Consider the following 23,735-nt stretch of genomic DNA (forward strand, 5'->3'; position numbering starts at 1 on the left):
GACCTTTTACGTGATTAACGTGGAAAGTGGGGAGGCGGAATGGCGCGCCATTCCGGTGGAATATCGGGCAACACGAAACGGCTGCAATCGTGGCCGGGCGGTGTTGACCGCTTGAGCAAGTGGTAATGCGTGGCGATGCGCTGCACGATGCGTTCGATATCGGGCAGGTATTGCGGATTCGACTTCAGGTCGCCGCTGGCCAGCGTATAGCCGGAAAAATCGACGTACAGACCCGACTCCGTGATTTGCGGCGGCAAGCCGTCCGGATGGCGCGTCATGATGATGGGAATGATCAGGTGGCTGGGCAGCTCATACCAGGCGCGGCGCTCCTGTTCGATCAGCTGCATGGCGGCAAATTCGCGCCGCGTGTAGCCATGCGCTTCATATTTGGGCGTGTACAGCACGATCATGCAGACGCTCTGGCACATGGCGCGCGCCACGCGCTGGTCGATATCGTCGCCGCCGCCCAGTTGCTCGCTGTCGATGAACAGGACTTCCTCGCGGTCGAGGTGCGGCTCCAGATAGCACGCCAGCGCCTCGATGAGGTCATTCTTGAACTTGTTCATGAACGCATATTGGCCGTGTGCATAACTCAAGAAACAGCCGTAGCGGATCTCCATGGCATCCCCCTGTTCCCCGTGCGGCCCTGCCATCGCCGCGCCTCATCCTGCAAGGCATGAGCTCACTGTAGACTGCCCGGCAACAAGACTGTTTGCGCTGGCACAAAGATGTGTCTGGCGTCCTGGACACGCGTCACAATGCCAGAAAATGGCGTGATCGCGCCGCTTTCTGGCATGCCGGGCGCGCAGGCACGCAGCGCGCGAAAAACGCTACTCGCTTGATAACAAAGGGAAATAAGCCGGCGCGCGGATGGCGCCGGCAAGCAAGGCTAGGCGCCCTTGGCGGGCAGGTTGCGGAAGAACTCCACCACTTCAGCCGTGTCGCGCGTGCGCTTGAACGGCGGCAGGCTTTGCCAGATGCGCTTGCCGTATGGCTTGGAGATGAGGCGCGGATCGCAAATCATCAGCACGCCCCGGTCGCCCTCGTCGCGGATCAGCCGGCCCGCGCCCTGCTTCAGGTTGATGATGGCTTCCGGCAGCGAGTGGTGCATGAAGCCATTCTTGCCCTGCTTTTCCATCACTTCGATGCGCGCGGCCAGCACCGGGTCGTCCGGCGGCGCGAACGGCAGCTTGTCGATGATGACCAGGGACAAGGCATCGCCGCGCACGTCGACGCCTTCCCAGAAGCTCTGGCTCCCGATCAGCACGCCGTTGCCGGCCGCGCGGAACTGGTCGAGCAATTCCGTGCGGCCCCTTTCTCCCTGCACGAACAAAGGGAAGTTCAGGCCACGCTGCCTGAATTCGTCGGCCAGGCGCTCGGCGGCCCGCTTGACGGCGCGCAAGGTAGTGCACAGGAAGAAAGTGCGCCCGCCCGCCGCCTCGATGATGGGCAGGGCGCAGTCGATGACGGCGTCCGTGTAGCCCAGCGAATTGGGTTGCGGCAGGTTTTGCGGCACGAACAGCAAGCCCTGCTGGCCATAGTCGAACGGGCTCGGCCACGTGTGCGACGGTTCGCCCGTCAAGCCCATCTGCTCGGAAAAATGCTTGAAATCGTTCTTCACGGCCAGGGTGGCCGACGTGAAAATCCAGCTGCGCGGCGTGCCTTCGCGCTGGTTGTTGAAGATGGGCGCGATCGACAATGGCGTTTTATGCAACTGCAAAGAGCTGGAAAACGCTTCCACCCAGAACACGGCTTCTTCGCCTGCCGCCACTTTCGCCTTCGGGTCAAACTTCCAGCCGCTCAGCTGCTGCGCCAGTTCGACGCCGCGCACACGGCACTGCTCCAGCGTCTCCGCCCGTTCCGCCTGCGTTTCCAGCACGGCCACCATGCCGTCAAGCTCATCTTTGAGGGTGTCGAGCGCGGGGAAAAAGTCGCTCGACGGGGCGATCTGCGGCAGGGACAGGCGCACGATATCCTGCGGGAACGTCAAACGCAGGTCGCGCGCCGCCTTTTCCACCACGGTGACGGTCTTGGCCCAGTCGATGCCGCGCGCGTGCGCGAGCCCCTCGGCCAGCACGTCGCGGCACAGTTCCAGGATTTGCGAGGTCGACACCGTGTTACCGAAGAACAAGGTGGCCGTATCGGGCAGCTGGTGCGCCTCATCGAAGATGATGGTATTGGCCGAAGGCAGCAATTCCGCCACGCCCGTGTCCTTCAGGGCCACGTCGGCAAAGAACAAATGGTGGTTGACCACCACCACGTCGGCCTGCTGCGCTTCCTTGCGGGCCTTCATGACGAAGCAATCCTGGTAATACTGGCATTCGGCGCCCATGCAGGTGTCGCGCGTGGACGTCACCAGGTTCCAGATCATGGCGTTTTCCGGTACCTTGGTCAGCTCGGCCTTGTCGCCGGAACTGGTCATCTTGATGAAACGCGAGATTTCACGCAGATGGCCCACGTCGTCGCGCGAGGTCATGCGCCCGTTCTGCAGCGTGCGTTCCAGGTGATAATGGCAGACGTAGTTCGAGCGGCCCTTCAGCAGGGCGACGGAGACGGGCGCCTGCAGCGCGGCGCGCACGGTGGGGATATCGCGCAGGAACAATTGATCCTGCAAGTTCTTGGTGCCGGTGGAAACAATAGTCTTGCCGCCCCACATCAGGGCCGGTACCAGGTAGGCGAAGGTCTTGCCGGTGCCCGTGCCCGCCTCGGCGATCAGGGTCGTCTGGCTGTCGATGGCGCTGGCGATGGCCTTGGCCATGTCCGTTTGCGAACGGCGCGGCTTGTAGCTGCCCACGGCCGGACCGAGCGGGCCGCCGGCGCCAAACAGGCGCTCGATGTCGGCATCGTGCTTGCCAGGCGCCGCCTGTGGTTCGGCCGGCGGACTGGCTTGCAGATCGGTCGGCTGGCCATCCGGGTTTACTGGCAATAAATTGTGATCGGTCAAAATATACTTAGGTGAAGGCTGGACTGGACGCTACTGGCGCCCCTCAGGCGGGAACGTCGGGCACCAACTGCATTTTCAGCAAGGTGATGTGATCCTTCAATTGCAATTTGCGCTTTTTCAGGCGGCGCAGCTGCAGCTCATCATGGTGGCCATCGAGTATCAGCAACTCGATGACGGCATCGAGGTCGCGGTGCTCCACGTTGAGTTCAATCAGGCGCCGCTCTATTTGCTGTGCATCGCTCATGTGTTGCGTTCCAGGCAGTGTTGGTAACAGTGTTGGGAAACCGGCGCGGCGCGCGCAGGCAGCCATGGTGCATAGTTTAACCTGCCGCGCGCGTTAGGGCACGCCATTTCCGGCGTGCCCCTGCGCGGCGGTGTTATTTGACCGGCGGCACAGGCACGGCAGCCGCCGGCGCGCTGGCAGCGGCGGCTGCCTTGGCGGCCTTGGCATCGGCTTCGGCCTGGCGCTCGGCCAGGCGCTGGGCCACGCGTTTCTGGCGCGCCACGGCATCAGCCTGTTTCTTCGCATAGGCTGCTTCGCGGGCGGCGCGGCGCGGCGCCTCGGCCGCATCGTCGGCGGCTTGTTTCGCCACCTTCGCCGCTTGCTCAGCCTCGCGCTCGGCAACGCTCTTGCCTTGCGGCTTGGGCGGCGCCGGATCGGGCGTGACCACTTTCACGGGCTTGGGCACGGCCGCGGCCCGCTGCTCGGCATCGAGGCGCGCGCTTTCCTGCGTCCTGGCCAGGTCGATATCGCGCAGGCGCACGGACTCGGCACGCTTGAAATAATTCGCTTCCGCGTCGATGGCGCGCAGGCGCACGAGGATCAGGCGGCGCTTTTCCTTGGCCTTGTCGAGGCAATTATTCACGAAAAACTTGTTGTAGCACTCGATTTCGCGCGCGGCAAACTCGTTTTCCGCCGCTTCGCGCTCGCTGGCCGACTGCTTCAGCTTGGCGTCCGCCTCTTCCACGGACAAGGTGGCGGGCACCTGCGGTGCGCCGACCTCATCCAATGCCGCGGCACCCTTGTGCGCGCAGGCGGACAACGCCAGAACCAGGCCCAGCACCGCACCCAGCTTGTATAGTGTATTTGCCATCATGTTCCTTATCCCTGCCTCAAACGATCGCGTCGGCCGCGCCGCGCTGTTCTTTTTCCATGTATTCGCGCGATTGCATCTCGATGATACGCGAAACGGTGCGGTGAAACTCGTTGGCCAGCATGCCGTTCGTGTACAGCTCATCAGGCGGCACTTCGGCCGACATGATCAGCTTGACCTTCTGATCGTAAAACACGTCGATCAGCCAGGTGAAGCGGCGCGCCTCGGACGACTGCGCCGCCGACATGGCCGGTATGCCGGACAATATCACCGTATGGAAGCGGCTGGCGATTTCCAGGTAGTCATTTTGCGAGCGGGGCCCGCCGCACAGGGTGGCGAAATCGAACCAGATGATGCCGCCGGCGCGGCGCAGGCAGTGGATTTCGCGGCTTTCGATGCGGATGCGCGCATCTTCGTCGGCCGTCTCGGCGATGCGCGTGTAGGCGTCGCGCAGGGCCCGGTCCGTGTCCGCGCCCAGCGGCGTGTAGTAACTCTCCACCTGCTCCAGCGCGCGGCCGCGGTAATCGACGCCGGCGTCGACGTTGATCACGTCGAGCTTGTCCTTGAGCAGCGCGATGGTCGGCAGCATGCGGTCGCGGTGCAGGCCGTCCGGATACAGCAGGTCGGGGTCGTAATTCGAGGTCATGATGAAGGACACGCCATTGGCGAACAGGGCCGACAGCAGGTTGTACAGGATCATCGCGTCGGCGATGTCCGAGACGTGGAATTCATCGAAACAGATGAGGCGGTATTTCTTGGCGATGCGCTTGGCCACCTCGTCGAGCGGATCGGCCACGCCTTTCAATTCATCGAGCTGCTGGTGCACGCCGCGCATGAATTCGTGGAAGTGCAATCGCGTCTTGCGCACCAGGGGCACGACCGAGTAAAAACTGTCCATCAGGAACGATTTGCCGCGCCCCACCCCGCCCCACATGTACACGCCCTTCGGCACGGCGGGACGGTTGATCAGACGCTTGAAGGTGCTCGAGCGCTGGCCCTTGTAGGCCACCCACTCGTCATAGCACAGCTGCAGGCGGTCGACCGCGCGCCGCTGGGCGGCGTCGGCCTTGAAATCACGCTTCTGCAACGCGTGCTGGTAAAACTCTTCTACGTTCATGGGATTCGCTTTAACGCACAAGGGCGCCGGCGGAAAAAATCCGCGAGCGCCCCTGCTGGACTAACTACAATTAGAAGTTCAAGGTACGCTTGTCAACCGCCAGTGCCGCTTCCTTGGTCGCTTCGGACAGCGATGGGTGAGCGTGGCAGATGCGCGCGATGTCTTCGGCCGAGGCCTTGAATTCCATCGCCACGACGGCTTCGGAAATCAGTTCGGACGCCATCGGGCCGACGATGTGCACGCCGAGGATTTCATCGGTGGTCGCATCGGCCAGGAATTTCACCATGCCCGAGGTGTCGCCCAGCGCACGCGCACGGCCGTTGGCCATGAACGGGAAGGTGCCGGCCTTGTAGGCGATGCCTTCCGCCTTCAGGGTTTGCTCGGTCTTGCCGACCCACGCGATTTCCGGCGAGGTGTAGATTACCCAAGGAATCGTGTTGAAGTTGGTGTGGCCATGCTGGCCGGCGATACGCTCGGCCACGGCAACGCCTTCTTCTTCGGCCTTGTGCGCCAGCATCGGGCCGCGCACGACGTCGCCCACTGCCCACACGTTCGGCAGGTTGGTCTTGCAGTCGCCGTCGACGGCGATGAAGCCGCGCTCGTCCAGCTGCAGGCCGACCTTGTCGGCGCCCAGGCCGTTCGTGTTCGGCGTGCGGCCGATCGAGATGATCAGCTTGTCGAACACGGCTTTTTGCGCTTCGCCCTTGGCGTCCACGAATTCCACGGTGACGTCTTTCTTGCCTGGCGTGATCGTACCGATCTTGCAACCGAGGTTGATCTTCAAGCCTTGCTTGGTAAACAGCTTCGACGCTTCCTTGGCGATCTGCTCGTCCACGGCGCCCAGGAAGACCGGCAGGCCTTCGAGCACGGTGACGTCGGAACCCAGGCGGCGCCAGACGCTGCCCATTTCCAGGCCGATCACGCCGGCGCCGATGACGCCCAGCTTGGCGGGTACGGCGTCGATGGCCAGTGCGCCCGTGTTCGACAGGATCAGTTTCTCGTCGAATGGCGCGCCCGGCAGTTCGCGCGCGTTCGAGCCCGTGGCGATGACCACGTGCTTGGCCGACAAGGTTTCGTTGGCTTCGCCCGTCACGCTGATTTCATACGCGCCAGCGGCGGCGGCAGCGAAAGCGGCGCGGCCGTGGAAGAAGGCGATCTTGTTCTTCTTGAACAGGTACAGGATGCCGTCGTTGTTCTGCTTGACGACGGTGTCTTTGCGCTTGAGCATCTGGCCCAGGTTCAGCTTCAGGCCGGCGACGTCGATGCCGTGCTCGGCGAAGCTGTGGCCCGCGTGTTCGAAATGCTCGGACGATTGCAGCAGCGCTTTCGACGGGATGCAGCCGACGTTGGTGCAGGTACCGCCAGGAGCGGCGCCGCCCTTGGCGTTCGACCACTCGTCGACGCAAGCGACGGAAAAGCCCAGCTGCGCTGCGCGGATGGCGGCGATGTAGCCGCCAGGGCCCGCACCGATGACAACTACGTCAAATTGTTTAGTACTCATGTTTTGTTATTCCAATCTCTTCGTCTGGTACGAAAATCCACAATAGAAGGTAAATCACCACGCCGAAGCCGAAGGTCAATGTAAACAGGACGAAGACGAGGCGCCAGATCCACGCTTCCATGCCGGAAGCGCGGCCCAGGCCGCCGCAGACGCCGCCAAGCCAGCGGTCGTCGCGCGAACGGCGCAGGCGGTTGAATTCCTGCACCAGGTCGTTCGCCGGGCCGGAAGCGGCACCGGCGCCGGACGTGCTGTCCGGCTTGTCCAGATTGATATTGCTCAGAAGCTTGGCTTTCGCTTGCGCGAATTCCGCGTCGCTCAGGGCGCCCGCCAGGTGCAACTCGTGCAGACGCTTGATTTCTTCAGAGATGTTCATAGGAATCCTCTTTCATTGAGATCAGCCAGCTGCGTCTTCTGGCAAGGGGTATCAGCTACATTGCCCCGGCGGCTACGCCGGGGGACTACAGTGCTTACAGGTCCAGCAGCAGGCGTGCAGGATCTTCCAGCGCTTCTTTCATCGCCACCAGGCCCAGGACGGCTTCGCGGCCGTCGATGATGCGGTGGTCGTAGGACATGGCCAGGTAGTTCATCGGACGCACCACGATCTGGCCGTTTTCCACGACAGCGCGGTCCTTGGTCGCATGCACGCCCAGGATGGCCGATTGCGGCGGGTTGATGATCGGGGTCGACAGCATGGAGCCGAAGGTACCGCCGTTCGAGATCGAGAACGTACCGCCCGTCAGGTCGTCCAGGGTCAGCTTGCCTTCCTTGGCTTTCGCGCCGAATTCACCGATTTTTTTCTCGATGTCGGCGATCGACAGCTGGTCCGCGTTGCGGATGATAGGCACGACCAGGCCGCGCGGCGAACCGACGGCGATACCGATGTCGAAGTAGCCGTGGTAGACGATATCGTTGCCGTCAACGGAAGCATTGATGATCGGGTACTTTTTCAGGGCGGCGACGGCGGCCTTGACGAAGAAGGACATGAAGCCCAGCTTGACGCCGTGCTCTTTCTCGAACTTGTCCTTGTACTTGTTGCGCAGGTCGATGACCGGCTGCATGTTCACTTCGTTGAACGTGGTCAGGATGGCGTTCGTCGATTGCGATTGCAGCAGGCGCTCGGCGATACGTGCGCGCAGGCGGCTCATCGGCACGCGCTCTTCAGGGCGGTCGCCCAGATTGGCGGCCGACGGCGTGGCAACTTGTTGCAGCGCCGGCTTGGCAGCGGCTGGCGCCAGCGGCGCAACGGCTGGCTTGGCGGAAGCGGCCAGGGCGTCGCCCTTGGTCACGCGGCCGTCTTTGCCCGAACCGGCGACGTCGCCGGCGGACAGGCCTTTTTCGGACAGGATCTTGGCGGCGGCAGGCATGGCGACATCGCCTTTGGTCGCAGCAGCTGGCGCCGAAGCACTGGCGGTATCTTGGGCAGCGGCAGCCAGGGCTGGCGCAGGCACGGCGGAGACTTCCATCGGGCTGACCTTGGCCGAGCCGTCGGTATCGATGATGGCGATGACTTCGCCGGCAACCACGGTGGCGCCGTTATCCTTGATGATTTGCACGATCACGCCAGCGGCCGGCGCCGGCAGTTCCAGCACTACTTTATCGGTTTCGATGTCGATCATGTTTTCGTCGCGCGCGACTGCTTCGCCGACTTTCTTGTGCCATGCCAGCAGGGTCGCTTCTGCAACCGATTCCGACAACTGGGGAACTTTGACTTCGATTTGTGCCATGTAAAACTCCGTTTATTTTGTTATTGCGGCGCCGCCCCTGCGTAGCAAGGGCGGCGCTCCGTCATGATGTATGCGAGCAGGCGCCATGCACTCGCATGGCGCCCCTTATCGAGCCACTTACTTGGTCAGGATAAAACCTTTCAGCTTCGAGAATGCCGTTTCCAGCAGGTCTTTTTGCTGGGCGTAGTGCTTGTCATAGTAACCGACAGCAGGCGACGCCGAAGCAGGACGGCCGGCGTAGGCCAGACGCTGACCCGATTCCAGGCCTTCGAAGATGTTGTGCTGGATCTGGAACCAGGCGCCCTGGTTTTGCGGCTCGTCCTGTGCCCAGACGACTTCGACCAGGTTCGGGAACTTCTTCAGTTCAGCAGCGAACGACTTGTGCGGGAACGGATACAGCTGTTCCAGGCGCACGATGGCCGTGTCGGTCTGGCCACGGGTCTTGCGTGCGTTGACCAGGTCGTAGTAGACCTTGCCCGAGCAGGCGACCACGCGCTTGACTTTCTTGGCGTCGATTTTGTCGTCGACTTCGCCGATGACGGTCTGGAAACCGCCCTTGGCCAGGTCGGTCAGCGGCGAACCGGCATCCTTGTTGCGCAGCAGCGACTTCGGCGTCAGGATGACCAGCGGCTTGCGGAACTGGCGCACCATCTGGCGGCGCAGCAAATGGAAGATCTGCGAAGCCGTCGTCGGCTGCACCACTTGCATGTTGTTGTCTGCGCACAGCTGCAGGAAACGCTCGGGACGCGCGGACGAGTGCTCAGGACCCTGGCCTTCGTAACCGTGCGGCAGCATCATGACCAGGCCCGAAGCGCGGCCCCACTTCACTTCGCCGGAGCTGATGAATTGGTCGATCACCACTTGCGCGCCGTTGGCGAAGTCGCCGAACTGGGCTTCCCAGATCGTCAGGGTGTTCGGTTCAGCGGTCGAGTAGCCGTATTCGAAGGCCAGTACGGCTTCTTCGGACAGCACCGAGTCGATGACGGTGAACGGCGCCTGGTTGTCCGACACGTTTTGCAGCGGAATGTAGGTACCTGCATCCCAACGCTCGCGGTTCTGGTCATGCAGCACGGCGTGGCGGTGCACGAAGGTGCCGCGGCCGGCATCCTGGCCCGTCAGGCGGATGGCGTAGCCGGACGATACCAGCGATGCGTAGGCCAGGTGTTCGCCCATGCCCCAGTCCAGGTTCATTTCGCCGCGGCCCATGGTGGCACGGTCGCCCAGCACTTTTTCCACCAGCGAGTGGACCTTGAAGTCTTCCGGCACGGTGGTGATGCGGGTGGCCAGGCGTTTCAGTTCCGTCATCGGCACGGCGGTGTCGGCCGAATCGGTCCATTTCTTGTTCAGGAACGGCAGCCAGTCGACGGCGTACTTGTTCTTGAAGTTCGAGATGACGGGATCGACGGTGTGCTTGCCGGCGTCCATGGCGTCGCGGAACGCGGCCACCATCTTGTCGCCGCCATCGGCAGGGATCACGCCTTGCGCTACCAGCTTGTCCGCGTACAGCTTGCGGGTGCCTGGATGCTGGCCGATCTTCTTGTACATCAGCGGCTGCGTCAGTGCCGGCGTATCTTGCTCGTTGTGGCCAAGCTTGCGGTAGCAGATGATGTCGAGGACGATGTCCTTCTTGAATTCCATGCGGTAGTCGAGCGCGATCTGCGTCGCCAGTACCACGGCTTCCGGATCATCGGCGTTGATGTGCAGGACCGGTGCTTCGATCATCTTGACGACGTCCGAGCAGTACAGGGTCGAGCGTGCATCGCGCGGATCCGAGGTGGTGAAACCGATCTGGTTGTTGATCACGATATGCACCGTGCCGCCGGTATGGTAGCCACGGGTTTGCGCCAGATTCAGCGTTTCCATGACCACGCCCTGGCCGGCGAAAGCGGCATCGCCGTGCACCAGGATAGGCAGCACTTGCGCGCCCTGCGCGTCGCCGCGGCGGTCCATGCGGGCCTTGACGGAACCTTCGACCACAGGGTTGACGATTTCCAGGTGCGACGGGTTGAACGCCAGCGACAGGTGGACCGGGCCGCCTGCGGTGGAGATGTCCGACGAGAAGCCCTGATGGTATTTCACGTCGCCGGCAGGCAGGTCATCGCCATGCTTGCCTTCGAATTCTTCGAACAGTTCCTGCGGCGCCTTGCCCAGGGTGTTCACCAGCACGTTCAGGCGGCCGCGGTGGGCCATGCCGATCACGATTTCCTGCACGCCTTTTTCGCCGGCGCGCTGGATGGTCTCATCCATCGAGGCGATGAAGGTTTCGCCGCCTTCCAGGGAGAAGCGCTTCTGGCCCACGTAGCGGGTGTGCAGATAGCGTTCCAGGCCTTCAGCCGCGGTCAGGCGGTCGAGGATGTGGATTTTTTTCTCTGGGGTGAAATTCGGGGTGGAGCGGATCGATTCCAGTTTCTCTTGCAGCCAGCGCTTTTCGGCCGGATCGGAGATGTACATGAATTCGGCGCCGATCGAACGCGTGTAGGTATCGCGCAGATAGTTGAGCAGATCGCGCAGGGTGGCGGTCTCGGGGCCAAAATAGGTATTGCTGATGTTGAACACGGTGTCCATGTCCGCATCGGTGAAACCGTAGAAGCTCGGCTCGAGCTCAGGGATCATCGGACGTTCCTGGCGTTGCAGCGGATCCAGGTTGGCCCAGTGCGAACCAAGGTAGCGGTAAGCGGCGATCAACTGCGTGGCGGCGACGCGCTTGCGGCCCATTTCAGCATCGAAGGAAGCGGTCACTGTGCGGATCGGACCTGCTTTTGCGCGCTCGGCGAACGAGGCGACGACGGAGGCATGCGCCACGTCAGGCTTGTTGGTGCCATCGACGGCAGGCACGTGCTGCATTGCGTCGAAGTAGGAACGCCAGTTATCGGGTACCGAGCCTGGATTGTTCAGATACGCCTCGTACAGGTCTTCCACGTACGGAGCATTCCCACCGAACAGGTAGGAGTTGGTCGTTAATTGCTGCATATATTGCTCACCTTTCTTCGCGCTTCGCGAGGAATTAGCGGGTTAATCTAACCTTCCGCGACACGGCCTGACCGGTTAGCGGATTGCACATCAAGTTGTGGGGAAGGGCTTTTTTATTGCACCAGCATTCTGCATACCGTCATTTAGAATAGCACGCGGTATTGTAACGCAACAACTGCAAGTTGAATTTTATTTGGCAAGCAAATGTAAGCTGTGTTGTTGATTTTCCCGGGCTTGCAAGCCTGTCACTGTTGTGCTTACGGCACATCGGCGGCCCTGCCGGCATGCCGCTTGCGCCCGACTGGTCTGCCCGGCAACGGCCCCGCCGCGATGGCCGCCAGCCAATCGGGATCGCCGGCAAACCACTCGACCAGGAAGTCGAGCATGGTGCGCAGCAGCGGCGACATGTGCTGGCGCGAAGTGTAGACACCATAGATGCCCATGTCCTGCGGCACGTAAGCGGGCAGCAGTTCCACCAGCTGTCCGCTGGCGATCAGCGGCGCGGCCGAATAGCGCGGCTGCATGGCGATGCCCGCCCCCGCCACCGTGGCCACCAGCAGGACCAGCGACTCATTCGCCGACAGGCGGCCGCTGACGGGGACAGTGAGCGCTTCCCCGTCGTGCGTAAATTGCCACAGGCTCTTGCCGAAATACGTGTACGTCAGACAGTTGTGCAGGGCCAGGTCTTGCGCCCGGCGCGGCGTGCCGTGCACGGCCAGATACGATGGTGCGGCGCACACCACCGACGCGCAGCTGGCCAGCTGGCGCGCGATCAGGTTCGGTTCGAGTGCGTTCGTGATGCGGATCGCCAGGTCGATGCGCTGCTCCACCAGGTTGACGGCGCGGTTCTCCATCTGCAGGTCGACGGCGGCGCGCGGGTAGCGCCGCAGGTAAGCGGTCACTGCGCCAGCGAGCGCCGTCTGCGCCAAGGATTGCGAGCAGGTGATGCGCAGCAAGCCGTGCGGCGTGTCGAGACCCTCGGGCGACGTGACGGCCATGGCGCCGGCCACGTCCAGCATCTGCCGGCAGCGCGCCAGGGTAGCCTCGCCCGCATCCGTCAGGCTCAGGCGGCGCGTGGTGCGATGCAACAGGCGCGCCCCCGCCCACTCTTCCATCTCGGCCAGGTAGCGCGTCACCATGGCGCGCGACATGTCGAGCGCCTCGCTGGCGGCCACCATGCTGCCCCGCTCGGCGATGGCGACGAATACTTGTGCGGCGGTGATACGGTCCATGCGCTACTCCTTGATTCATCCGATCCATGCAACTAAGTATTGCAATCTACCCTATTTGTCGCGCCTGGTCGAAAGGATAATATGCGACATGAGCACCTAATGCAGAAAGAATAATATGTTTGCACGCGCCGCCCTTCCCTCCCGTACCTTGGAAACCTTCCAGCTCGATGTACTGGGCCGCGCACCGTCCACTTCGCTGCTGCTGAGCGGCGTGGCCGACGCCATCCTCGTCAATGCCCAGTTCCTGCGCGACGATGCGGCGCAGTTAGCGCACACCATCGCCGCCAGCGGCAAGCGCCTGATCACCATCTATATCAGCGCGGCCGAACCGCAAGCGTACTTCGGCCTGGGCGTGCTGCGGCTAGCCTTTCCGCAAGCCCGCATCCTCGCCAGCGGCGCCACGGTCGAGGCGATCCGCCGCCAGGCCGGCGCCAGGGTCGCCCACTGGGGCGGCATCCTCAAGCACAACGCGCCGCGCTGCATCGTCATGCCCCAGCCCTATGAGGGCAGCAGCCTGCAGCTGGAAGGAAGACGGGTCGCGCTGCGCCAGCTGGAAGCGGCCTTGAACTGAGGCCGCACCAGCAGCCTTACAAGGCGGCCAGGAAGCGCTCATACTCTTGCGCGCTGCGCGCCAGCCGCTCGGCATAGCCCGTTTCCTTCGGCCCGTCTTCCGCGCCATAGAAGGCAAAGAAGCGGCCATTGTCGGCGCCGATATACGCCAGGGTGACATCGAACGGCGCCAGCAGCTGCGCCAGGGTGACGTTCCACTTGCCTTGCGGCGTGAAGTCTTCCTCGCGGATGCCTGCCGTGACGGCCAGCGCCACCTTGCGGCCCCTGAAGGCGTCGCCGCCCGAGCCATAGGCCCAGCCATACTCCAGCACCTCGTCGAGCCACCGCTTCAGCAGGGGCGGGCAGTTGAACCAGTACACGGGGAACTGCAAGACCACGTGGGCGTGCGACTCCACCAGCGCTTGCTCGCGCGCCACATCGATCTTTCCGTCAGGATAAGCCTGGTGCACGTCGTGGATGGTATAGCGGTCCGGATACCGCGCCAGCTCCTGCAGCCAGCGCTTGTTGGCCACCGACGTGGCGATGGACGGATGGAAGACGATCACAAGGGTTTTCATCATGCTGCTTTCCTGAAAATGAAAGGGATGCACCGGCCCCGCCTTTTCAAAAAAGCAGGCAAGCCGATGCCCTGCCCCGTGGCGTGCAGCACGTGGCCGCACGCCTCCAAGGGCAGAAACAGCATAGCCATGCCGGGTACTTTTCACAAGTACGCACATTAACTACCCATACCATACAAAAAGTAAGCTAATAGACTATGGAAAAGCGCCTTGCCAGGTGCATCCGCATCAGACTGGCTGGTGCCGCTCGCCCCACTCGCACAGGGTATGCAGCACAGGGATCAGCGAGCCCCCCTTGCTGGAGAGCGAGTATTCCACCTTGGGCGGCACTTGCGGATACTCCTTGCGGACGATCAGCGCGTCCGCTTCCAGCTCCTTGAGCACGACGCTGAGGGTCTTGAAGGCGATGCCGCCCAGATGGCGCTTGAGTTCGTTATGCCGCAGCACCTTGTTTTCCGCCAGCGCGTACAGGATCAGCATCTTGTATTTCCCGCCGATCAGCGACAAGGTATAGCCAAATGCAGTATCGCCGAGGGCCACGCCGCCGGGGGCGCAGGTTTCTTCATTCATCGCGTTGTGCTTCCTGTTGATCAGAGTACGAGCATAACAGCCCGGCGGCCCCGGCTTGCGTCGAACACGCGCATAAAAAAACGGGCCGAAGCCCGTTTTTTTGTTTGCTCGATACCGCTCTGGATTAACGCTTGTCCAGTGGCAGCACTTCACGCGTGGTCGAACCGACGAACAGCTGGCGCGGACGGCCGATCTTTTGCTCTGGGTCGGCGATCATTTCGTTCCACTGGGCGATCCAGCCGATCGTACGGGCCATAGCGAAGATACCGGTGAACAGCGATACAGGGATGCCCAGCGCCGATTGCACGATGCCCGAGTAGAAGTCGACGTTCGGGTACAGTTTGCGCGACACGAAGTATTCGTCGTTCAGTGCAATCTTTTCCAGTTCCATCGCCAGCTTGAACAGCGGATCGTCTTGCAGACCCAGTTCTTGCAGCACTTCGTAGCAGGTTTCACGCATCAGCTTGGCGCGTGGATCGAAGTTCTTGTACACGCGGTGGCCAAAGCCCATCAGCTTGACGCCCGAGTTCTTGTCCTTGACTTGCGCGATGAAGGCAGGGATGTTCTCGACGGTGCCGATTTCTTTCAGCATGTTCAGTGCCGCTTCGTTGGCGCCGCCGTGGGCAGGGCCCCACAGGCAGGCGATACCGGCAGCGATACAGGCGAACGGGTTGGCGCCCGACGAACCGGCCAGACGGACGGTCGAAGTCGATGCGTTTTGCTCGTGGTCCGCATGCAGGATCAGGATGCGGTCCAGGGCGCGCACCAGCACGTCGTTGACCTTGTACTCTTCGCACGGGTTGGCGAACATCATGTGCATGAAGTTGGCGCTGTACGACAGGTCGTTACGTGGGTACACGAACGGCTGGCCGACCGAGTACTTGTAGGTCATGGCGACCAGGGTTGGCATCTTCGCGATCAGGCGGATGGCCGACACTTCGCGGTGACGCGGGTCGTTGATGTCCAGCGAGTCATGGTAGAACGATGCCAGCGCGCCGACGGTGCCCACCAGGACCGACATCGGATGCGCGTCGCGGCGGAAGCCGCGGAAGAAGAATTGCATCTGTTCGTGCACCATCGTGTGCTTGGTGACGGTGTCGACGAACTTCGCCTTCTGCGCCGCGTTCGGCAGTTCGCCGTTCAGCAGCAGGTAGCACGATTCCATGAAGTCGGCGTTGACGGCCAACTGCTCGATCGGGTAACCACGGTACAGCAGCTCGCCCTTGTCGCCGTCGATGTAGGTGATCGACGAGTTGCAGGCGGCCGTCGACATAAAGCCTGGGTCGTAGGTGAACTTGCCGCTACCGGCGTACAGTTTGCGGATGTCGATGACGTCCGGGCCAACTGTGCCTTTGTAGATTGGAAATTCAAGCGATGGGCTGCCATCGGAGAACGACAGGGTAGCTTTTGTGTCAGAGATATTCATGGGCTCTTCCTTCTCGGGAGTGAGTCGAAATTAAAATCAAAAATTCTGGCTGCAATTCGCACCGCATTCGGCAGTGCTACAGCGCGCCACTCGCACCGTTTGCAATATATCGCCCAGGCGTCTAGGCAATGCGCAGTCGTTGCAGCAGTGCGCGCACATGCGGCAGATCGACTTCGCCTTCCGGCTCTTTACGGGCCAGTACCAGATCCATTAACGCATTGTCCGATAAATCCAGCAAACGCGTCAGCGCGTCAACTTCTTCATCGGTCAATTCGGTTTCATACGCATCGAGAAAACGGGTCAGGATAATGTCGTTTTCCAGCAGGCCACGGCGTGAACGCCAGCGCAGGCGGGCGCGGTTGGCCGGGTCGGCCTGATGCGAGGACAAAATTGATTCTGTCATTTGGTTTACCACTTTACGTGTGCCTTGCGGCACGGTGCTGCTTTGCAGGCGCCGCCTGCAGGCAAGAGAGGATACCCTCTTCCGGCAAACGGCGCCCGGCGGACGCGATCAGGAGGATCAGATCGCGCGGCGGACCATCAATTCCTTGATCTTGCCGATCGCCTTGTTCGGGTTCAACCCTTTCGGGCAGACGTCGACGCAGTTCATGATCGAATGGCAGCGGAACAGGCGGTACGGGTCTTCCAGGTTGTCCAGACGCGCGCCCGTGGCTTCGTCGCGCGAATCGGCGATGAAGCGGTAGGCTTGCAGCAGGCCGGCAGGACCGACGAACTTGTCCGGATTCCACCAGAACGACGGGCACGACGTGGAGCAGCATGCGCACAGGATGCACTCGTACAGGCCATCGAGTTCTTCGCGCTGTTCCGGCGATTGCAGGCGCTCTTTTTCAGGCGGGATCGAATCGTTGATCAGGAAAGGCTTGATCGAATCGTACTGCTTGAAAAATTGCGTCATGTCGACGATCAGGTCGCGGATGACCGGCAAGCCTGGCAACGGACGCAGCACGATAGGCTCCGACAGTTCGTTCAGGTTGGTGGTGCATGCCAGGCCGTTCTTGCCGTTGATGTTCATCGCGTCCGAACCGCACACGCCTTCGCGGCACGAGCGGCGCAGGGCCAGCGAGTCATCGACGTCCGCCTTGATGCGCTGCAGTGCGTCGAGCAGCATCTTGTCGGTGTCTTTCAGTTCGACCGTCAGGTCTTGCATGTACGGCTTGGCATCCTGGTCAGGATCGTAGCGGTAGATTTTGAATTTAAGAGTGCGTGCCATGGTATAGCCTTAGAAAGTACGTGGTTTCGGTTTGAAGGTATCAACCGTCAGCGGCTTGGTCACGACCGGCTTGTATTCCAGTCGGTTGCCTTCCGAATACCACAGAGTGTGCTTCATCCAGTTCTCGTCGTCGCGTTGCGGATGGTCGTCCTGGGCGTGCGCGCCGCGCGATTCCTTGCGGGCCGCTGCCGAAACGATGGTCGCTTTCGCCGTTTCGATCAGGTTGTCCAGCTCCAGCGCTTCCACGCGGGCCGTGTTGAAGACCATCGATTTATCCTTGAAGGAGACGTGCTTGCGGCGCTCGTCGAGCTTCATGATTTCTTCGACGCCCTTGTTCAGCATCTCGTCGGTACGGAACACGCCGCAGTACTTCTGCATCGTTGCGCGGATGTCGTTGGCCACGCCCTGCACGGTTTCCGTGCCGGTCGAGTTTTCCAGGCGCGCCAGGCGGCCCATGGCGAAATCGGCAGCGTCGGCTGGCAAAGGCTTGTTTTCCTTGGCTTTCAGGCCGCTGTTGACGATGTGGTTGCCGGCCGCGCGACCGAAGACCACCAGGTCGAGCAGCGAGTTCGTGCCCAGGCGGTTGGCGCCGTGCACGGAAACGCAGGCGCATTCGCCGATCGCGTACAGACCGTTGACGACCTTCGCCGAATTGTCCGGACCGGTCGGGGTGACGACCTGGCCGTGGATGTTCGTCGGGATGCCGCCCATCTGGTAGTGAATCGTCGGCACGACAGGAATCGGTTCCTTGGTGGCGTCGACGTTGGCGAACTTGTGGCCGATTTCCAGGATTGACGGCAGGCGCTTGGCGATGGTGTCGGCGCCGATATGGCGCAGGTCCAGCATCACGTGGTCCTTGTTCGGACCGCAGCCGCGGCCTTCCTTGATTTCCTGGTCCATCGAACGCGAAACGAAGTCGCGCGGCGCCAGATCCTTCAGGGTCGGCGCATAGCGCTCCATGAAGCGTTCGCCTTCGCTATTGATCAGGATGCCGCCTTCGCCGCGCACGCCTTCGGTGATCAATACGCCCGCACCGGCCACGCCGGTCGGGTGGAACTGCCAGAATTCCATGTCCTGCAGCGGCAGGCCGGCGCGTGCCGCCATGCCCATGCCGTCGCCGGTATTAATGAACGCATTCGTCGACGCGGCGAAGATGCGGCCTGCGCCGCCCGTTGCCATGACCGTGGTCTTTGCTTCCAGGATCATGCATTCGCCGGTTTCCATTTCCAGCGCGACGACACCGATCACGTCGCCTTCGGCGTCACGGATCAGGTCGAGCGCCATCCATTCGACGAAGAAGTGCGTACGCGCGCGCACGTTGCGCTGGTACAGCGTGTGCAACAGGGCGTGACCGGTACGGTCGGCTGCCGCGCAAGCGCGCTGCACCGGCTTTTCGCCGAAGTGGGCCGTGTGGCCGCCGAACGGACGCTGATAAATGGTGCCGTCAGGGTTGCGGTCGAACGGCATGCCGAAGTGTTCCAGTTCGTACACGACCTTCGGTGCTTCGCGGCACATGAATTCGATGGCATCCTGGTCGCCCAGATAGTCGCCGCCCTTGACGGTGTCGAACATGTGCCAGAACCAGTTGTCTTCGGCCATGTTGCCGAGCGACGCGCCGATACCGCCCTGCGCTGCCACGGTGTGCGAGCGGGTCGGGAAGACTTTCGACAGAACTGCGACGTTCAGACCGGCTTCAGCCAGCTGCAACGACGCGCGCATGCCGGAACCGCCGGCACCAACGATGACCGCATCAAAGCGGCGGGTAGGGATTGCAGATTTATATGCTGCCACGATTACACACTCCAGAGTATCTGTACCGTCCAGCCGGCACAAGCGATCAACCACAGCATGGTGGCAATTTGCAGGGTCAGACGGAGGCCAGCGCTTTTCACGTAGTCCATCCAGATGTCGCGTACGCCGACCCATGCGTGGTAGAACAGGGCGACGAAGGTCACCAGGCTGAACAATTTAAACCACTGCTGTGCGAACAGACCGGCCCAGCCTTCATAGCTGAAGTTGCTGCCAGTCAAGAAAGAAATAAGCAGGATGGCCACATAAGCCACCATGACGATGGCGGTGACGCGTTGCGCCAGCCAGTCGCGCAAGCCGTAATGGGCACCGACGACGAGGCGTTTCGGTCCGATATTATTGTCTGCCATGTTTAAAATACTCCAAACAGTTTCAAAGCAACCAAAGCCGTCAACACCAGGCTCACGACCAGCACGGACGACGCGGTCTTGCGGGCCGAATCTTTTTCGATGGCAACGTGCACATCCATGAACAGGTGACGGATACCGGCGCAGAAGTGGTGCAGGAAGGCCCAGACCAGACCCAGGGTGATCAGCTTGACGAACCAGTGCGAGGCGATGCCCTGGAAGTAGGCATAGGACATTTCGGAACGCAGGCTCAGTTCCAGCATGTACAGTATGCATGGCAGCAAGGCGAAAATGATGAAACCGCTGATGCGATGCAGGATCGATACGATGGCGCCGACAGCCATACGGTAGTTCGACAATTCGGTAACATGAATGTTACGGAATTGCGGCCGTTCTTTTTTTGGTACTTCTCTTACGGCTTCAGACATAACAAAAACCTCCCCTTTGAATTTCAACTAAATATTGAAGCCGCGATTTTCGCCGATTTTCGCAACCCATACCAATATCTATTGTTACATATAACCAAAATGGTTTTTTACTACAAAATACCGCGCTACTTTCCGTAGTTCACGTAATTTAATTACAGAATCGCTGGCAAAACACGGCCCGCCGGGGGCGGGCCATGTTGTCGCTGCGCTTTCCGTTGTCTCCGTAGCCCGCCTTGCGGCAGGCATCTTGCAAGCGATGCACTTCAGCCTTGCCGCTTGTGCGGACACCCGCAGGCGCCCCGCAGCTTCAGCTGAGTTCATTCTGATAATGGTGGCGACTGGTCAGGTACAAGCCCCGGCGCAGTTCGACCGGCTTGTCGCCGTAGGTAAACGACACGCGCTCGGAACTGAGCAAGGGCGTGCCGAGGTCGATATTCAACAGTTGCGCGGCACCCGCGTCGGCGCACACGGCGCGGATCTGCTCGGACGCGCGTATCATGCGCGTGCCGAATTCCGTTTCGAACAGGCCGTACATGGGCCCCTTGTATTCCACCAGGCGCTCGGCCGTCAGGCCCTTGAAGATCAGGCCGGGCAGCCACAGCTCTTCGACGATGGTCGGCACGCCGTCGAAATACTGGACACGCTTGATGAAGATGACGGCGTCGCCGGACTTCAGGTCCATCAGGCGCGCCACGTCGGCCGGCGCGCGCACGCGCTTGACTTCGATGAATTTGCTTTCGGGATAATGCGGCACGCCTTCGTCCGGCACCAGGCGCAGGAAGCGGAAATGCGCGCGCGCCTCATGGTGGGTGGAAACGAAAGTGCCCTTGCCCTGGCGGCGCATGACGAGATTCTCGGCGGCCAGCTCATCGATGGCCTTGCGCACCGTGCCCTGGCTGACCTTGAAGCGGCCGGCCAGCTCGACCTCGCTGGGAATGAGCTCGCCCGGTTTCCATTCGCCCGATTGCAGGCTTTGCGTGATGAGCGCCTTGATCTGCTGGTACAGGGGACTGAAGGTGGGCGAAGCAGTGACTGCAGGCACGGCGGACGCAGTGGTATTGCTGGCGGCCGTCACGGTGACTGGGGTACTGGCCGCCGCGGGGACGGGCGTGGCCGGGGTGCCCGCGGTCGGACTGACCGCCCCGCTTGCAGCAGTGGCATTGTTGGTCAGATTGGACGAGGCGGAATTCATAGTCCGACATTTCAACACAAATCACTGCCCGCGTCCAGTAAAACAGACGCGGTTATCTGTCTTATATAAGACATAAGATATGATTGACAGATAGAGATCGGAGGCCTAAACTGCCCTCGATAAAACATGTGAGCCCGCGTTTTATGTTGTCGGCCAGCCACTCTGGCTTCGTGCAGCACGAGCGTGACGGCAGCGTACACCAGCAATTCGGTGGCGCGGGCCGGTTTTGGTATCATTATAGTTTTTCCGGATAAGCGTAAGCCCAGCTTCAAGCCCGTTTTCTTTCCCATTTTTGGAGATTCATCATGGCTAAAACCCCAATGCGTGTTGCAGTGACCGGCGCCGCCGGCCAGATCGGCTACGCCCTGTTGTTCCGCATCGCCAATGGCGACATGCTCGGCAAAGACCAGCCTGTCATCTTGCAACTGCTTGAAATCCCGGACGAAAAAGCCCAGAAGGCGCTCAAGGGCGTGATGATGGAAATCGACGACTGCGCCTTCCCGCTGCTGACGGAAATGACCGCCCACTCCGATCCGCTGACCGCCTTCAAGGATGTCGACGTGGCCGTACTGGTTGGCGCGCGTCCACGCGGCCCAGGCATGGAACGCAAGGACCTGCTGGAAGCGAACGCCCAGATCTTCACGGTGCAAGGCAAGGCGCTCGACGCCGTCGCTTCGCGCAACGTCAAAGTGCTGGTGGTCGGCAACCCTGCCAACACCAACGCCTACATCGCCATGAAATCGGCGCCATCGCTGCCGGCGAAAAACTTCACCGCCATGCTGCGCCTGGACCACAACCGCGCGCTGTCGCAAGTCGCTGCCAAGACCGGCACCGCCGTGAAAGACATCGAAAAGCTGACCGTGTGGGGCAACCACTCGCCAACGATGTACGCCGACTACCGCTTCGCCACCGTCAACGGCAAGGCTGTGAAAGACCTGATCAACGACCAGGAATGGAACGCCAACGTGTTCCTGCCAACCGTCGGCAAGCGCGGCGCGGCCATCATCGAAGCGCGCGGCCTGTCGTCGGCAGCGTCGGCAGCGAACGCCGCCATCGACCACATCCATGACTGGATGCTGGGCACGAACGGCAAGTGGACCACCATGGGCGTTCCTTCGGATGGCTCGTATGGCATCCCGGAAGGTACCGTGTTCGGCTTCCCGGTCACCACCGACAACGGTGAGTACACGATCGTTCAAGGTCTGGAAATCGATGCATTCTCGCAAGAGCGCATCAACCTGACCCTGAAAGAACTGACCGAAGAGCGCGAAGGCGTGAAACACCTGCTGGCCTAAGTCCAGTTCTGGCGGCGCGGCGCAAACGTGCCGCCCGCCATGAAGGCCGCCCCGCGAGATTCGCGGCGCGGCTGTTTTATCAAGTAGTCTTTACCTGCAGAAATGCCTTAAGCATGCACCCTTCCGAGGTTTTATTCCAAGGCAAACGCCAGCCGCTGTTGCTCGCCGCTTGCGACCACTACGCCGGCTCTGAAAAGCTGATGCGTAAATCGATTGCTTTGCAACAAGAGCTTGGTCCCCTGTTCGACATCACGTTCGACTGCGAAGACGGCGCCAGCGCCGGCAATGAAGAATCCCACGCCCTGATGATCGTCGGCCTGCTGGCCAGCGACGACAACCAGTTCAACCGCATCGGCGTGCGCGTGCACGACGTCGACAGCGCGTTTTTCGCGCGCGACGTGGAAATCATCTGCACCGCCGCATCCCGCCTGGCCTACATCGCCGTGCCCAAGGTGGCCGGCGTGCAGGACGCCATGCTGGCCATCGACCTGATCAACCTGCACGCGCGCCGCGCCGGCCGCGACAACCTGCCCGTGCACATCCTGATCGAGACGCACGGCGCGCTGCGCGACGCCTATGCGATCGCCGCCCTGCCCCAGGTCGAATGCCTGTCCTTCGGCATCATGGATTTCGTCTCGGCCCATTACGGCGCCATTCCCGCCGCCGCCATGCGCACGCCGGGCCAGTTCACGCACCCGCTGGTGGTGCGCGCCAAGCTCGAAGTGGCGGCCGCCTGCCACGCGCACGGCAAGGTGGCGTCGCATAACGTGACGACGGACGTGCGCGATTCGGCCGTGGTGGCCAACGACGCCCAGCGCGCGACAGCCGAGTTCGGCTACACGCGCATGTGGAGCATCCACCCGGACCAGATCAAGCCCATCATCAAGGCCTTTACGCCGCGCCTGTCCGAAGTCAACGAGGCCAGCAACATCCTCAACGAAGCGCTGCGCGCCAACTGGGGGCCGATTGCGCAAAATGGCCGCTTGCACGACCGCGCCAGCTACCGATATTATTGGACCGTTTTGCAACGCGCCAAACTGGCGGGCCTCGGCCTGCCCGAGGCGGCTGCTGCATTACTCAACACCCCCTCTTCCAGCCCCACTGAAAACTGACAGGAATTACACGATGTCCCTCTCCAAATTAGCAATTGCCTGCAGCGTCGCGCTGGGCGCCATGACCCTCACGCTGGCGCCAGCCAGCTTCGCCGCCACGGCAGAGGCAAATCCCAAGGCCGTCAAGGCCAAGCCAAAGGCCAAGGCCGCCAAGGCAAAAGCTGCCGCCAAGGAAGCCCATCCGCTGGCCATGTCGGTCGCCGACAAGGAAGAAGCCGATGAGCCGAACACGGCAGGCTCGGCCTCCACCGATTTCAATTGTGAACTTGGTAATAAAATTACCATCTACACCAATGCTACTGACGACAAACACATCGCCCTGCGCTGGAAGAAGCGCCTGCACCGCCTGAGCCGCGTTGGCACCACCACCGGCGCCAACCGCTTCGAGAACCGTCTGTATGGTCTCGTGTGGATCGGCATCCCGGCCAAAGGCATGCTGCTCGACTCCAAGCAGGGCCGCCAGCTGGCCAATGAATGCAAGGATGCGGAGCAAGCCAAGCCGGCGGCAGTGGTGGAAGCCGCGCCATCGCTGGGCGTGCTGCCGGCGACCGGCGGCTGATGTGCGTAGCAAGGGCCTCTTCGGGGGCTCAGTCATGTTTTGTAATTTGAATAATCA

The 23,735-nt window shown here is 61.6% G+C and carries 23 protein-coding genes; 4 read left to right on the forward strand and 19 right to left on the reverse strand.

Translation table 11 applies throughout. From position 1 onward, the window contains the following. Positions 1 to 14: 14 nt before the first annotated feature. The 10 genes from AC3RCG_RS20965 to AC3RCG_RS21010 all read right to left on the reverse strand — a co-directional run bounded on the left by AC3RCG_RS20965 (position 15) and on the right by AC3RCG_RS21010 (position 12,582). On the reverse strand, positions 15 to 620 hold the full coding sequence (locus AC3RCG_RS20965; RefSeq protein WP_070219201.1) for a toll/interleukin-1 receptor domain-containing protein: 606 nt from the start codon (positions 618 to 620) through the stop codon (positions 15 to 17). 269 nt (positions 621 to 889) lie between these two features. Beyond that, on the reverse strand, positions 890 to 2,944 hold the full coding sequence (gene yoaA, locus AC3RCG_RS20970) for a DNA repair helicase YoaA (RefSeq protein ID WP_492404668.1): 2,055 nt from the start codon (positions 2,942 to 2,944) through the stop codon (positions 890 to 892). A 43-nt stretch (positions 2,945 to 2,987) separates the two neighbouring features. Beyond that, the gene (locus AC3RCG_RS20975; RefSeq protein ID WP_034752051.1) at positions 2,988 to 3,188 is read right to left on the reverse strand and encodes a YdcH family protein; all 201 of its coding nucleotides are present in this window, start codon (positions 3,186 to 3,188) and stop codon (positions 2,988 to 2,990) included. 133 nt (positions 3,189 to 3,321) lie between these two features. Further along, the gene (locus AC3RCG_RS20980; protein ID WP_492404670.1) at positions 3,322 to 4,041 is read right to left on the reverse strand and encodes a hypothetical protein; all 720 of its coding nucleotides are present in this window, start codon (positions 4,039 to 4,041) and stop codon (positions 3,322 to 3,324) included. A gap of 16 nt (positions 4,042 to 4,057) precedes the next feature. Next, the gene (gene zapE / locus AC3RCG_RS20985) at positions 4,058 to 5,155 is read right to left on the reverse strand and encodes a cell division protein ZapE (RefSeq protein WP_070219199.1); all 1,098 of its coding nucleotides are present in this window, start codon (positions 5,153 to 5,155) and stop codon (positions 4,058 to 4,060) included. A 70-nt stretch (positions 5,156 to 5,225) separates the two neighbouring features. After that, positions 5,226 to 6,656, reverse strand: coding sequence for a dihydrolipoyl dehydrogenase (gene lpdA, locus AC3RCG_RS20990; protein WP_121670126.1), 1,431 nt, complete (start codon positions 6,654 to 6,656; stop codon positions 5,226 to 5,228). Next, the gene (locus AC3RCG_RS20995; protein ID WP_492404673.1) at positions 6,646 to 7,029 is read right to left on the reverse strand and encodes a PspC domain-containing protein; all 384 of its coding nucleotides are present in this window, start codon (positions 7,027 to 7,029) and stop codon (positions 6,646 to 6,648) included. The genes lpdA and AC3RCG_RS20995 overlap by 11 nt, the downstream gene beginning before the upstream one ends. A gap of 94 nt (positions 7,030 to 7,123) precedes the next feature. Then, on the reverse strand, positions 7,124 to 8,380 hold the full coding sequence (gene odhB, locus AC3RCG_RS21000; protein WP_070219196.1) for a 2-oxoglutarate dehydrogenase complex dihydrolipoyllysine-residue succinyltransferase: 1,257 nt from the start codon (positions 8,378 to 8,380) through the stop codon (positions 7,124 to 7,126). A 117-nt stretch (positions 8,381 to 8,497) separates the two neighbouring features. Continuing rightward, positions 8,498 to 11,350, reverse strand: a complete 2,853-nt coding sequence (locus AC3RCG_RS21005) for a 2-oxoglutarate dehydrogenase E1 component (protein ID WP_046685725.1) — start codon at positions 11,348 to 11,350, stop codon at positions 8,498 to 8,500. Between the two features lie 257 nt (positions 11,351 to 11,607). After that, positions 11,608 to 12,582, reverse strand: coding sequence for a LysR family transcriptional regulator (locus tag AC3RCG_RS21010; RefSeq protein ID WP_492404675.1), 975 nt, complete (start codon positions 12,580 to 12,582; stop codon positions 11,608 to 11,610). Positions 12,583 to 12,697: 115 nt separating this feature from the next. Here AC3RCG_RS21010 and AC3RCG_RS21015 point away from each other — a divergent pair, with 115 nt between their 5' ends. Then, entirely contained in the window at positions 12,698 to 13,153 is a 456-nt protein-coding gene (locus AC3RCG_RS21015; protein ID WP_492404677.1) for an MBL fold metallo-hydrolase, read from the forward strand. Between the two features lie 16 nt (positions 13,154 to 13,169). Here the strand turns inward: AC3RCG_RS21015 and AC3RCG_RS21020 are convergent, their stop codons facing one another. From AC3RCG_RS21020 to AC3RCG_RS21060, 9 genes are all read right to left on the reverse strand, one after another. After that, a complete protein-coding gene (locus AC3RCG_RS21020; RefSeq protein ID WP_492404679.1) occupies positions 13,170 to 13,712 on the reverse strand; it encodes an NAD(P)H-dependent oxidoreductase in 543 nt (180 codons plus the stop codon). Between the two features lie 225 nt (positions 13,713 to 13,937). Beyond that, positions 13,938 to 14,279, reverse strand: a complete 342-nt coding sequence (locus AC3RCG_RS21025; protein ID WP_230504981.1) for a winged helix-turn-helix transcriptional regulator — start codon at positions 14,277 to 14,279, stop codon at positions 13,938 to 13,940. Between the two features lie 124 nt (positions 14,280 to 14,403). Next, on the reverse strand, positions 14,404 to 15,705 hold the full coding sequence (gene gltA, locus AC3RCG_RS21030; protein ID WP_034752071.1) for a citrate synthase: 1,302 nt from the start codon (positions 15,703 to 15,705) through the stop codon (positions 14,404 to 14,406). A 121-nt stretch (positions 15,706 to 15,826) separates the two neighbouring features. Then, positions 15,827 to 16,108, reverse strand: coding sequence for an FAD assembly factor SdhE (locus AC3RCG_RS21035; RefSeq protein WP_034752073.1), 282 nt, complete (start codon positions 16,106 to 16,108; stop codon positions 15,827 to 15,829). Between the two features lie 117 nt (positions 16,109 to 16,225). Then, the gene (locus tag AC3RCG_RS21040; protein WP_034752075.1) at positions 16,226 to 16,936 is read right to left on the reverse strand and encodes a succinate dehydrogenase iron-sulfur subunit; all 711 of its coding nucleotides are present in this window, start codon (positions 16,934 to 16,936) and stop codon (positions 16,226 to 16,228) included. Between the two features lie 9 nt (positions 16,937 to 16,945). Beyond that, entirely contained in the window at positions 16,946 to 18,727 is a 1,782-nt protein-coding gene (gene sdhA, locus AC3RCG_RS21045) for a succinate dehydrogenase flavoprotein subunit (RefSeq protein ID WP_070219191.1), read from the reverse strand. Positions 18,728 to 18,729: 2 nt separating this feature from the next. Continuing rightward, positions 18,730 to 19,095, reverse strand: a complete 366-nt coding sequence (gene sdhD / locus AC3RCG_RS21050; RefSeq protein WP_034752078.1) for a succinate dehydrogenase, hydrophobic membrane anchor protein — start codon at positions 19,093 to 19,095, stop codon at positions 18,730 to 18,732. A gap of 2 nt (positions 19,096 to 19,097) precedes the next feature. Next, positions 19,098 to 19,520, reverse strand: coding sequence for a succinate dehydrogenase, cytochrome b556 subunit (gene sdhC / locus AC3RCG_RS21055; protein ID WP_034752080.1), 423 nt, complete (start codon positions 19,518 to 19,520; stop codon positions 19,098 to 19,100). A 307-nt stretch (positions 19,521 to 19,827) separates the two neighbouring features. Further along, positions 19,828 to 20,712, reverse strand: a complete 885-nt coding sequence (locus AC3RCG_RS21060) for a GntR family transcriptional regulator (RefSeq protein ID WP_083286946.1) — start codon at positions 20,710 to 20,712, stop codon at positions 19,828 to 19,830. A 305-nt stretch (positions 20,713 to 21,017) separates the two neighbouring features. Here AC3RCG_RS21060 and AC3RCG_RS21065 point away from each other — a divergent pair, with 305 nt between their 5' ends. The 3 genes from AC3RCG_RS21065 to AC3RCG_RS21075 all read left to right on the forward strand — a co-directional run bounded on the left by AC3RCG_RS21065 (position 21,018) and on the right by AC3RCG_RS21075 (position 23,678). Next, positions 21,018 to 22,007, forward strand: coding sequence for a malate dehydrogenase (locus tag AC3RCG_RS21065; protein WP_070219190.1), 990 nt, complete (start codon positions 21,018 to 21,020; stop codon positions 22,005 to 22,007). A gap of 113 nt (positions 22,008 to 22,120) precedes the next feature. After that, entirely contained in the window at positions 22,121 to 23,119 is a 999-nt protein-coding gene (locus AC3RCG_RS21070) for an HpcH/HpaI aldolase/citrate lyase family protein (protein WP_492404684.1), read from the forward strand. Positions 23,120 to 23,132: 13 nt separating this feature from the next. Continuing rightward, positions 23,133 to 23,678: a hypothetical protein gene (locus AC3RCG_RS21075; protein ID WP_070219188.1), complete on the forward strand. Its 546-nt coding sequence runs from the start codon at positions 23,133 to 23,135 to the stop codon at positions 23,676 to 23,678. The last annotated feature ends 57 nt before the right edge of the window (positions 23,679 to 23,735 follow it).

This window comes from Janthinobacterium sp. GW823-FHT01H08, assembly GCF_058797855.1.